Below are 11,839 nucleotides of genomic sequence, written 5' to 3' on the forward strand. Positions count from 1 at the left end.
AAGTATTAATGCCTATCTTTTGGATGCCCCCAATATTTTAGTGAAGAAACGGTCGAGGCCATTGTCACAGCAGATTCCTCCTGTACTTCGGGGTAGTCAGCCTACTGATGGAGGGAATCTTGTTGTAGAAGAAAAAGATTACGTCGAAGTTTCAAGCGATCCTATAGCGGCTAAATATTTACGTCCTTTCCGCATGGGTAAAGAACTTGTGCGCGGGCTTGATCGATGGTGTCTCTGGCTTGAAGATATTATCCCCTCGGATATTGCCAAAAGTTCGGTCCTCAAGGCTCGTCTTGAGGCTGTTCGAACCATGCGTGAGAAAAGCACCAAACAGGCAACACGAGATTTTGCTTCTACACCCCACCTTTTTACAGAAATAAGACAACCAGATACAAGCTATGTTGGTATTCCCGCCGTAGTTTCGGAAACCCGCCCGTTTTATACGGTGGCGCATCTTCCCGCTGAAGTTATCGCTGGGAATAAACTCTATACAGCTCTAGATCCTGACGGCTTTCTCTTTGCCATTATTAGTTCTTCGATGTTCATTACTTGGCAGAAAGCAGTCGGTGGTCGCCTGAAATCTGATTTAAATTTCTCGAATACTATCGTCTGGAACAACCTTCCTCTTCCTGAAGTAGCTGAGGATTTGCGCGCCAAAATTATTACGGCGGGCCAGAAAATTCTGGAAGTTCGCGAGGCACTCGCGGAAAAGCACGGTGGCCGTGTTTCGCTCGCAGATATGTACAATCCACTGGCGATGAACTCTGAGCTGTTGAAGGCGCATAAGGAACTGGATCGCCACGTTGATAAGGCATTCGGTGCCGCTAAGCTGTGCGCATCCAACAATAAACGCCTCGAAATCCTCTTCGCCCGCTACGCAGAACTCACAGCAGAATAACTGCTACTCACCAGTTCGGTGCAGAAACTCCATAGTGTCTGCACCGAACTTTTCTACACCATTTTTACGGTTATGGGTTAGTTCGCCGTAATCCATAAGATGATGTAGACAATAATATTAGTCGCGGCGTACACCACGAACAATACCGTATCCTACCAGGCATAGCACACCAGCAAATCCAAAAAATTTTGCTGCGGGAGACACTACTCCAGTTGAAAATGCAAGTAAAACGGCTAAAACTAAGAGAATAATCCCGTAGCCTAAAAGCCCATCGCCCGGTTTGCGGTTTTTGAAATTCTTCCGTTGTTCTTTCTGAGAGTGAGTCATATTTTGAAGATATACCTTGCAGATTTTATATACAAAATTTATGTCTTTGAATATAAGTAATGTAAAGTCTATCGCCACGTCTTTTTCGGATAGACACTTTAGCACGTTATCGTGCAACTAGGTGCCGCATCTATATCGTCCGTCGTGAGTTTGGGCGGGTAGCGCAGGAACGAGCACACCCGCCCATGTCTGAACAGGGACGACTATGGATGCAAGCCTAGTAAGTTCTTTCCGTACTTACGGTTTCTCCGAACTCCGTGTACTTATGCGCACCGAAGACAACTTATGTATATGTAACCAACCTACAGTTTCGGTAAATCCCCGCCAGCGCATCCATTATGAATGCTCCGGCGGGGATTAATACGGCTAGGAAAGCAAAAATCTAAGAATTATTTCTGGGCTTGCTTGCGGGTAATGCTGTCGATAATCCAACCTGTTTCTTCATAATGAACGGTAAGCGTGTAAAGATTATCGGCATAGTTGGTATTCCTACTGCGCTTGTGCCGCCCATCTGCGCCTACGGTAATGATATAGGACCATCCCACGAAGAAATCCCAGGAATACACGCCGTTACCCTGGTGAACGGGGTCATTTCTGAAATCATAAGAGCGCTGCTCACCGCCAATAATCCAGCCACCGTCGTGGTACAGTTTTGCATCTGCGTTGTAAGCATTAATCTCTTCGACGAGGTTTTTAGACACAAACTTATATGCCTCGGTGTAATCACCTGTCTGCATGCCGTAATTGCGCCATTGCGTCCATGCCTTCATGCTTTTCATCATGCCGTCAAGGGTGGGTTCGGTGTAGCCAGGTGGATTTGTGGGTTTAGGAACATTCTGCGCTGGGCCGTAAATATCGGCCGCTCGGAACTCTCCCGCAGGAGCTTTAGACTTGCCGGAATACTTGGGGCCGGATGAGCTGGGTGCGGCACTGGGTGAATCGGCAGGTTCTGGAGGCTCGGTTTCAGGCGCGGCGGCGCTGCTGGTTGTCGTGCTGGGCCGTGCCCCGGGCTTGTCCTCGTCGTCGCAGGCGGTCAAGAGCGCTACCAGAGACGATGCCCCTAGAAAACCGAACGCGGCTCGGCGTGTACAGGTGGTGAAGTTATTGCTGATGCTCATCGGTGAATTGGCTTTCTGAGTTGTAGTGGTTGGTGAATAATCGGAAGTGATATGTACCCCCACAGAAGAACCTCAGCGCTGCACAGCAGGCGAGCTAACCGACGATGGTGTGACGCATACTCTCGGCCTGAATTAGCCGATCCGGAAGGTTCGCGCCCAGCCGCAGAACGTTGTGATCTTCTTTAGGGAAGGTCAAGGCAATCTTTGAGGATTCGCCGAGTACATTGCGAGAGCCGCGTCTTATATCCGCATTTCATGGTGTGAATGCGCAAAACGGCACGCACGATACAGGGCAGAAGATCCTCAAAAGAGTGCCTCTAGTGCAACTGTACGACGAATAAACGTTTTGTGCGAACCAATCACAAAGTTTACGTAAAAAATATTTAATTTAATAGAATATTCTCAGAAAACCGTTGAAGAAATGTAGAAGATTTACTTTACTGTCATAACTTTTAGTGCCGGATTGAGGAGATATCGGCAAAAAGCGAAGAATATTCAAAGATAGGCTCTCCATAAAACGTGAAACCAGCATTTCTGCGATAGCGTCACGACATTAGAGAACCCATCTTTGTGCCTGTGCAGCAGAGTGAGGAAAACTCTAATGTGTCTGCTTGAAGGATGCGCGGTTTGCCGCCTCCTGCGCGTGTTTACCGGCCGGAATATAGCCCTTAGTGATGCACACGAGGCGCGCATCCCGGCCATATTCTTCGAGCCGTTCTCGGTCGGCAGGGGAGTTATCGTCAGCCCAGCGTTCTTGTTCCACGCGGAAGGCAATCTGCCGAACCAAATACTCAAGATTGGGGTCGCGCAGCTCTTTCGTATATTTGTTGGCCCGAGGTACCTTAAATTCCAGATTCCACTGCGATAAATCTTTGGTATCAGGGTCAGTGGCATCTGGATCTTGAGGCACCACGCGGTAACTCCTCAGCTGGCGGTATGGAATATCGCGCGGGTTGCGGAAAGGTCCCCGGCCGACCTGCAGAAGAGTGGGGGTGGAGACAAGGTACGAGTTCGTATACGAGACGAGCGCGACGATACCGGCAATATATCCGATTCCCAGAATAATAGCGTTATAGGGAACCGGCGGCGCGTATTCAAAATCGATATCGGTCAGCCGAAGCAAAAACAGGGCAATGGACACGAAAAAGATAAGGCCGCTTATCAGCGCGGTAGTGCTCAGGTCATGATCTAGCATTAGTCCAGATTGATGACCCGTCGTACGTAGGGGCTTGCTGAGCTTACCCAGGGTAGCGCTGTAGATTTTGGGCATACCCACAGCGCGGTCGTCCGGAGAAGCGCCGTGGAAGATGCGGTAGTTGCGCCGCCCAATACGTGCCGCCGCATATACCATCAGGAACGGGAGAGATAGGGCTATGGGGCGGAGTATTTCATTAAACTCCCAGAACAGCATGAAAAGGGACGCATTAACAATCCATGCCCAAAGGTATAGGAAAAAGTGTTTATACGACCAAAACCACTTAGCGTGCTCGGTTTTGAGCGCATACTTTTTACGCACCCGCACTGGATAGACCGCCTCAATGAGCAGGCATAGCCCCAAATATACGATGAATGCTATAAGCCAAATATCCCGAAAGTCCATAACAGCATTCTACGTTGTTCACTTTCGCGACGCTCAACAGTATGGATGAATATCTCAGAAAATACCCGCCGCCAGCAAAGCTGAGAAGCTGCTGCTGACGGCGGGCAGAGTCCGGAATTTGTACCGAGATCTTGTGGGAAAACACGAGGTCAGAGGATGTGCTAGGCCTTAGCCGCCGCACGTGCCGCGCCCGGGAGTGCTTCAATGATGCGTTCCATCGCGGCGTCGTCGTGCGCTCCGGAGAGGAACCACGCCTCAAAAGCACTTGGGGGAAGGTATACGCCAGCATCAAGCATGGCGTGGAAAAATGCCGTGTATTTGGCGGTAGCAGAACCCTTAATATCGGCGTAGTTGTGCACGCCGTGCTCGCCGGTACCAAAGGCAACCGAGAACAGGTTGCCCGCCGTCTGAATCGAATGATCCACCCCGGCATCGGTAAGCGATTGCGTCAGTGCAGCCTGCAGCTGTTCCGAATGTGTATCGAGCGTGCGGTAGAGGGCATCATCGGCGAGTTTGAGAGTCGTAATGCCGGATGCTACCGAGAGTGGATTACCCGAGAGCGTGCCCGCCTGGTAGACAGGGCCGGTCGGTGCCAGATGCTCCATCACCTCACGTTTACCGGCGAGTGCGGCGATCGGCATACCGCCGCCGATCACTTTACCGAAGGTAAAAATATCGGGAACCCAGCCGTTATCTTCGGGAGCAAATTTACCCCAGTATCCGGCAGACGAGACACGGAAACCAGTCAGCACCTCATCAAAAATCAACAGGGCATTATTGCTCTGAGTAATTTCGCGCAGGCCGCGGTTAAAGCCCGGTTCGGGAGTCACCACGCCCATATTGCAGGGGGCGGCTTCGGTAATGACGGCGGCAATTCCTCCCGGATGCGCGGCGAAAGCCTCGCGCACGGCGTCAAGATCGTTGTAGGGGAGCACGATAGTTTCAGATGCGGTCGCCGCGGTCACGCCCGCCGAGCCGGGTAGGGCGAGAGTCGCCACGCCGGAGCCTGCCTCAGAGAGCAGCGCATCCACATGCCCGTGATAGCAGCCCGAGAATTTGATAATTTTATCGCGCCCGGTGATGCCGCGCGCCAAGCGAATAGCGGTCATGGTGGCTTCGGTACCGGTAGATACCATACGAACCTGCTCGATCGCGCCCGGGAGCGCGGTGTTGATGCGATCGACCACAAGCTCTGCAAGTTCTGCCTCGGGCGCGGATGCAGCGCCGAACGACAGTCCGCGTGAGGCAGCCTCTTGAACAGCTGCAACAACCTGCGGATGCGCGTGCCCAAGAATCGCCGGGCCCCACGAGCAGACGAGGTCTACGTATTCGTTGCCGTCAGCATCATAAATATAGGGGCCGGATGCGCGGTCCACAAAAGCAGGCGTGCCGCCCACGGAGTTGAAAGCGCGCACGGGGGAGTTTACCCCGCCGGGAATGACGGAACGGGAGCGTTCAAAAAGCTCTTCGCTGTGCTGGTGTGCGAGGTGGTGTTCGGCTGATAAGCTCATGGGTAACCTTTCGTGTGTGGGCGCTTGGAAGTCTCTTATCCCATGATAGGCGGTTATCGGTCATCGGACAGCGACGCTGCGTCAACGCCTACGAGTTTGGGCGAGCTGCCGTTCGATTACAAAGGATTGAGTGGCGTGGTTCTCGATGAACCGACCGCCACGCCTTGCTTCTATACCGTAAAGCTCTGCATGTTGCCATATGGCTGGCTGCCTAACACCTATCGGGTGTTGTCTCGTGCTTGCTCGCCATCATGTAACGGTAAATGTGCTCGAAGAAATCGTGCGAGACCTCAAAATGCCCGTACCGCAGCTGCTTCGCATAATTCCGCCATTCAGGGTGCTCGCGTGCTACCTCAATCGGGCACGGATGCGGCGCATCCTGGAACACAACGTCACGCCTGAACGGCTCAAAATTTTCGGCCATGCGGAACTGGTAGACTCGGTCGTCCACTATCTGCCCTACGGCAGTAAAAGCCTGAACTTTCTCACCAGAGTTCATGCCGGTTTTAGGGCTGTAATACAGAATCCAATCGCCCTGTTTCATGCGTGCCAGCGGTGTCTGTTTGCCGTGGCAAACCTGGCAGAATCCGCCCGCAACGCCGAGTAAAACATGATCGCGTGAGGCTACTCCAACCCAGTAGCTCATAAGAACCTCCTAAAACTGTGAAGAGTACCAAGAGTCCGGGGCTAACAGTACTAACAGCCCGAACTACAAGGTCATTCTATGTCAGAATACTGACAATAACAGCATATGTCAGAATATTGACATGAGGCAAGAGGAATTTAACCAACTTATTGGATATCGACTCAAAGAAGTACAATCACTGCTGCGCTCGCGCATGGAAGAGGTTCTGCGCCCACTTGGGATTACCGTTGCGCAATACGTGTGTCTGGAAATCCTAAAGTCTACCCCGGGGGCTTCTAATGCTGAGCTGGCGCGGCAGGCTTTCGTAACCCGCCAAACGATGAATACGCTTTTGCGAGGGCTTCAAGAACGCAGTTTGATTGAGCGAGCAGAGCAAGCCCCCCGAGGTCGCGCGTTACCGACCATGCTCACAGTGGAAGGGGAGCGTGTGCTCGATCAGGCGACCGGGCGCATCCGCGATGTTGAGCAGCACATGGTGGGTGGACTCAGTGATGCGAAACGGCAAGAATTATGGGATTTGCTGACGATCTGTATCGAAGGGCTGCACGCTGGAGGGTCAAAGACCTGATGCAAGGAGGAGCAAAATCTTCCCTCTAAGACTTAAATATCCCGTATTGGAGGAAATGTAATGCTAGCCTTGAAATGCCAATAAAGAACAGAACGGGGGACTCTGGCACTAGTTGCAAGAATCAGAATATTTAGACACTCACCAAAGAATTATTTAAATAATCTATAGAACGTCAAGGACCGTGGGAGGATGTACACCTGTGAATACATCAGTTTTTGTGAGTGCAGGTATTGCTGGTGGTGTGTTGCTTACCTGTGCAGCGTTACATATTACCTATTTGGGGATGAGAGCTAAACGTGAGAGCGAAGCAATGCTTCGGCGGGCACGATACCCGTGGTGGGTTCTAGTGATTGTTGATATTTTTCTGGTGGGCTTTGGCAGTTTCTTTGCATTTGTTCTTTCTGTCATTCTGACGCCAAGCGCAGGGACTCCTATAGTCATCGTACTTTTTGCTGTACCGATGTTCCTAATATTCGCACTCTTTATCTTTATTATTCTCCTTATACGTGGTCTCACGATTCGGTATATCGAGCTTGTTCCTTCGGGGTTTGTCTTTCGTAGTGGTTTTGGGCGAGTGCATAATATTCCTTTTTCTGATATCAAAGGGTACGATTATCGCCCAGCTCGATTTGATTTCGAAGGAACCCTTCGCGTGTCTATGGGAGATCGACACGCTGTGAATACTTCCCGCGGCGATAGGCTCCGCGTGATTAATCACGAAGGTAAAAAAATTCTTCAGACACAGGTACGTCATTCGGCCATGCCGGATTATGTGGGACAGTGCTTGATGTTTCGCGGTATGCAGGAACGATGGCCTCAGCTGGGGTACTCAGAGGATGAAAAAATTCTGGCGGAGTACACGAAAGATGTGGTTGTCAGGTATCTAACCGTTAATCGATGGCGACAGGATTTTTAAGCGAGGAACTGTGCATGAGACCTGGGTACCTCTCAGGGTATCCTGGTAGGGAAATATCACCGATGATATGGAGTTTCTATAATGGTTTTTGCCTGGATTGCCGTGGCAGTGCTATGTTCTATTCACCTTATTTTCTCGCTGGTACAATCTTGGGTGGAGTCTAAAAAACATCCGTACCGCGTACGGCGCTTTCATGGAGCTAACTATATTCTCTATATTTTAGTTATTGGATATCTGTATTTTGCTCCACTCATATTTTCAGGAGAATATGATGGGTCGCATACCATTAAGATAACAATCTTTGCATATGGTGGACCCATCCTGATATTAGGTTTATTTTTCCTCGTTGCTCAGCATGATATGAGTTATATCGATATAACCTCTGAAGGGTTCCTGACTCAGACCGTCTTCGGGAAAGAAAAATTTACTCCCTTTGCAGCTATTGACGGGTATATATACAGTCCCAAAAGGAAACGTCAAACCTTAGATGGGCAGCACTGGAAAATTACTCAAGACCTTAGCGATGATCTTTATCTGATAGATCCCTGGGGAAACACAGTTTTCTCGTGTATTCCGGCCAAACCTCAAGAAAGAATCTTTGGCGCCTTGCTCTATGCGCGGGCACGTTCTGGTCGTTGGCCTGACCTTGAGAACCCTGAAGATGAACTTGTGATCATGAAACTAGCAGACTCCAAATATGAAGTAACCGATTTCTTGATGGAATACCCTCAAGTAAATGGATTTATAACGCCCGAACAGACTGCTGTCCCACAACAACCAATGCCGCCACAATACCCGCAGAACGCGTATCCTCAAGAGGGCTATCTGAATTCAGGTCAGCAGCCCTCGAACCAGCAGATGAACCCCTATGGATACCTGCAGCAGCCCCACAACTATCAGCAGAATCAAAACCCACCGCAGGGGAGCGCATCGTAAAACCTGCAATCCTCATATAATTTCACCCGGAATATACCCCCTGACAATAAACGGTGGGAGCAGAAACAGCCAAATAATTTCTGCTCCCACCGTTTACTGCGGAATTACTGAATGTCCTGCGGCATCAACAGGTTCTTACCGACCGGATGCTCATTCCAGAGGGCTTTTTCGGCGATACCGTTTGTTGCTTGAGTTTCGACAATGTGCTGATCGCTGCTATTTCGCGGGTCAGGCCAGCGGGAGTTATACATCCTAAACGCCAAGACCGCGAGCACACGTTCCCCACGGTATATTTTGGGGCGGAAAGAAATTTGACGGCCGTCAGAGGAGAACAGCGTCAGCATTTTGTTGCTGTACTCATACCAATAGCTGTAAGCGCTTACCTCGCTGTAATAGATGCGGGTGATTCGGCCGAAAGCATTTCGTTGCTCTACATAGTCACGCGCTGTCTCAACGTAGATATTTCTATAGTTGAGGTACGCCCAAACGGCTAAGCCATAAAAGATAACAACACACAGGATAAAAGATCCCAGGATTGAGAGTGATTGTTGGGGCGTTTGCGTTGTGTTTGGATGCAGCACCATATACACGATAAGAGCTGTGAGCAGAGTGCCCACCAAAGCCGAGATGAAGACCGAAATAAGGATCAAGGCCGGATGTCTGACGCGCAAAACACCATCTGGATTTATAGGGAACTTGGCGGCACGGCGTGCATAAAGTTTATCAAAGGCAGTATTCAGAGGGCGCTGGATAATGCGGTGTAGCATGACGGTGATCTTTCTCGTTCGGTAATGGGTTGAGAGGAAAATACGCCGTGCAAACGAGCGACACCGGAAGAGTAGTCGCTTGGTTGGTGAGTGTGAGCGGCACAAAACCCCTGAAACAATACAAACGTAGCACATGAGATAGGGCACAGGTTGGCTGACTCGTCACGGAAGCTTGCAGAATCCGCCACCTAAACGACGAGCCGTCACGCATTCATTGCAGAAGATCTACCGCATATGTGATGCGCTATCGAGCTTTTTCATCACCTGAGTATCCTGATCAAAGAGCCAATTCTTATCGAAAAGAAGGCGCACAAACGCCAGCCCCAGCCCCAGGGCCAAGAAGGTGAGGAGCGACTGCACGAAACCGTTGGTAGCCGCGTACATATTCCCGCCCGAAAAATACGACATTGACAGATAAAACGGCACACCCGGAACCATCGTCACCACGGCAGGCACCGACAGGGAGATACGTGAATATTTACGCCCGTGCAGCGGCGCCACGATCTCCGCCATAATGCCGACTCCGAACACCGCGACCGTCGCCGCCATATGGGGAGCCCAGCCCGCCTCCACAAGCCAAATCCGTGCCGGATTAGCGATAGCGGCAATAACGCCGCCCCATACGCACGCCACGGGAGATGCAGCAAAGAGCATGGCGAACCCGGCGGCGGCAACTCCTGATGAGATAACCTGTAGCAGGATATATAACCCCACCGGAATATCCGGGCGAATATTTTGCAGAAGCGGAATCTCGAAGAGCGAGGCAAGAACCCACACCGCGAAAGACCCGCTCACCAAAAGCACCGCCACATAGGTCAGGCGTGAAACACCGGCCAGGAAATCCATACGGGAAATATCGAGCATGCCGGTCACCATAGGGAATCCTGGCACCAAGAACAGAATTGAGGAGATGAACCCCACCATATGGTCGCTTCCCACGAGGTTTAGAGCCACCAGAAGCCTAATAATTCCAATATAGGTTCCTGCCCCAAGAAATCCGCACGCCATCCAAATCGCCATATGGCTTGTACCGCGCTTCATGAGAGTAGAACGCAAAAACTGCCCGGCGCCAGCGGCAATAAACACGACGAGGCATTCCACCAGACCGCCCCTGTTCAGGAAGGCGAACCCGGTGCAGGCTATGGCGGAGGCGAGGGAGAGCATCCAGCGTTTGTAGAGATGCGGCATGGAATCGATGCGGGTAATCTCGGCATCAGCCTCAGATGGAGATATGCGATCGGGAAGCTCAGAAATGAACTTACCCAACAGGTCAATCTTGTAGGAATTAATGCCCATCGTGCGCTGCTCGGCAACTTCAGTGCGGAAATTACCGTCCGCATATGATGAGGTGGCGATCTCTGTGAAGGTCACTTGCGCATGATGTTCCTGCAGCCCCACGGCCTTCGCTAAACGCGCCATTGATGCCTTGATACGGTAGGCGCTTGCCCCCGATTTCATGAGGATTCTACCGAGCTTGAGGACCACCTGCGATTGCGACACGATATATTTGTGCTGTTCGCGGGAGGAACCGAGGTAGATACTGTACGTGTTGGTGTCTTGATATTCCATGACAATTCTGAATGCTGATGTGATACATAACCGGCGCGCTGCACTGCACCTTGGGGCGAGAACCCCTACCTCTTTAGCATAGGGGTTAGCGGCGCGCAGGTATAGTGCCGGACGTATCGAAAACCGGAGAGAAAACCTTCGCGATACTTAGTCAATAGGGGAGTTAAGCAGCCTCAACAGACTCTGTTCAAAGTGACGAAATCAACGAGGCTGATAGAGAATTAGCGGCGTATCGGCCACCGACCGTCGATAACCTCGTGCTCTTTACCCGGCTTAGTGCGCAGCCAGTCCTGGAAATCGCGCGCCTGATCAAGCGACCACTGAACCTGATGCGTGTGGAGGGCAGCGGCATCCGTGGCAATCTCGGGGAAACGCTCAGCGAGCTTAACGAGTAGCCGCTCGGCGGCGAGCGCATCCGCCTTAGATGTGTGGGCGTTCTCTAGAACCACACCGTGTTCGGCGGTGAGGGTTTCGAGCTTGCGGTTGCCGCGTTTGCGGGGAATAACGTGCTTATGAATCACGTACGGGTCAAGAATGTTCCCGGCGGGCAGCTCGCCGTGGGCGATGTTATAGCGGAGCATCTCATGGTGAAGCACCGAAAAATCGTAGGCGGCGTTAAACGCGATGACGGGTATGCCGTCTAGGAAGAGCGAACCGATCGCACCCGCGACCTCCCAGATCACCTGTTGGGCAGGTTGCCCGTGGGAGCGCGCATATTCGGTTGTGATACCGTGCACGGATGCGGCACCTTCGGGAATCTCAATGCCGGGGTTAGCCAGCCACTCGCCAGCTCGCTGCACGCTCCCATCCGGGTTCAGCAGAAGCAGCGAAGCGGTCACGATGCGGGCGGTTGTCACATCGACACCGGTGGTCTCTAAATCGAAGGTTGCGCGAGGGGCATCTATCCAGCTCATAGCTCAAGCCTAGCGGAGTTCGCGTGTAAATGCCCGATGCTTCGTGACGTTCTCAGGCAGAGGACACAT

General features: G+C 51.6%; 12 protein-coding genes. 4 read left to right on the forward strand and 8 right to left on the reverse strand.

Features of this window, described 5'->3' with window-relative positions:
- Positions 1-898: type IIL restriction-modification enzyme MmeI (locus HMPREF2609_RS06350; RefSeq protein ID WP_371326041.1), on the forward strand; the 898-nt coding region annotated here is incomplete at its 5' end.
- A gap of 117 nt (positions 899-1,015) precedes the next feature.
- Here HMPREF2609_RS06350 and HMPREF2609_RS06355 read toward each other — a convergent pair.
- From HMPREF2609_RS06355 to HMPREF2609_RS06375, 5 genes are all read right to left on the reverse strand, one after another.
- Positions 1,016-1,225: a hypothetical protein gene (locus HMPREF2609_RS06355; protein ID WP_070535869.1), complete on the reverse strand. Its 210-nt coding sequence runs from the start codon at positions 1,223-1,225 to the stop codon at positions 1,016-1,018.
- 389 nt (positions 1,226-1,614) lie between these two features.
- On the reverse strand, positions 1,615-2,343 hold the full coding sequence (locus HMPREF2609_RS06360) for a DUF6318 family protein (protein WP_037231075.1): 729 nt from the start codon (positions 2,341-2,343) through the stop codon (positions 1,615-1,617).
- Between the two features lie 598 nt (positions 2,344-2,941).
- Positions 2,942-3,943 (reverse strand): hypothetical protein, encoded by a 1,002-nt coding sequence (locus HMPREF2609_RS06365; RefSeq protein ID WP_070535872.1) that lies wholly within the window; start codon positions 3,941-3,943, stop codon positions 2,942-2,944.
- A 161-nt stretch (positions 3,944-4,104) separates the two neighbouring features.
- Positions 4,105-5,454, reverse strand: a complete 1,350-nt coding sequence (hemL, locus tag HMPREF2609_RS06370) for a glutamate-1-semialdehyde 2,1-aminomutase (RefSeq protein ID WP_070535875.1) — start codon at positions 5,452-5,454, stop codon at positions 4,105-4,107.
- A 211-nt stretch (positions 5,455-5,665) separates the two neighbouring features.
- Positions 5,666-6,100, reverse strand: a complete 435-nt coding sequence (locus HMPREF2609_RS06375) for an EVE domain-containing protein (RefSeq protein ID WP_070535879.1) — start codon at positions 6,098-6,100, stop codon at positions 5,666-5,668.
- 121 nt (positions 6,101-6,221) lie between these two features.
- On the opposite strand from HMPREF2609_RS06375, the gene HMPREF2609_RS06380 reads away from it, so the two are divergent.
- The 3 genes from HMPREF2609_RS06380 (at position 6,222) to HMPREF2609_RS06390 (ending at position 8,520) form a co-directional block, all read left to right on the forward strand.
- Complete coding sequence (locus tag HMPREF2609_RS06380) at positions 6,222-6,668, forward strand: MarR family winged helix-turn-helix transcriptional regulator (RefSeq protein WP_070535882.1); 447 nt, start codon at positions 6,222-6,224, stop codon at positions 6,666-6,668.
- Positions 6,669-6,867: 199 nt separating this feature from the next.
- Positions 6,868-7,584 carry a DUF805 domain-containing protein gene (locus HMPREF2609_RS06385; RefSeq protein ID WP_070535885.1) on the forward strand — a complete coding sequence of 239 codons (717 nt, stop codon included), beginning with the start codon at positions 6,868-6,870 and terminating at the stop codon, positions 7,582-7,584.
- 360 nt (positions 7,585-7,944) lie between these two features.
- Positions 7,945-8,520 (forward strand): hypothetical protein, encoded by a 576-nt coding sequence (locus tag HMPREF2609_RS06390; RefSeq protein ID WP_246825603.1) that lies wholly within the window; start codon positions 7,945-7,947, stop codon positions 8,518-8,520.
- Between the two features lie 104 nt (positions 8,521-8,624).
- Here the strand turns inward: HMPREF2609_RS06390 and HMPREF2609_RS06395 are convergent, their stop codons facing one another.
- The 3 genes from HMPREF2609_RS06395 to HMPREF2609_RS06405 all read right to left on the reverse strand — a co-directional run bounded on the left by HMPREF2609_RS06395 (position 8,625) and on the right by HMPREF2609_RS06405 (position 11,770).
- Positions 8,625-9,287, reverse strand: coding sequence for a hypothetical protein (locus HMPREF2609_RS06395; protein WP_070535891.1), 663 nt, complete (start codon positions 9,285-9,287; stop codon positions 8,625-8,627).
- Between the two features lie 225 nt (positions 9,288-9,512).
- Positions 9,513-10,856, reverse strand: a complete 1,344-nt coding sequence (locus tag HMPREF2609_RS06400; protein WP_013397450.1) for a threonine/serine exporter family protein — start codon at positions 10,854-10,856, stop codon at positions 9,513-9,515.
- A gap of 221 nt (positions 10,857-11,077) precedes the next feature.
- The gene (locus HMPREF2609_RS06405) at positions 11,078-11,770 is read right to left on the reverse strand and encodes an exonuclease domain-containing protein (RefSeq protein WP_070535894.1); all 693 of its coding nucleotides are present in this window, start codon (positions 11,768-11,770) and stop codon (positions 11,078-11,080) included.
- Positions 11,771-11,839: the final 69 nt, after the last annotated feature.

The sequence above is a fragment of the Rothia sp. HMSC058E10 genome, assembly GCF_001809415.1.
GTDB classification, from domain to species: domain Bacteria; phylum Actinomycetota; class Actinomycetes; order Actinomycetales; family Micrococcaceae; genus Rothia; species Rothia dentocariosa.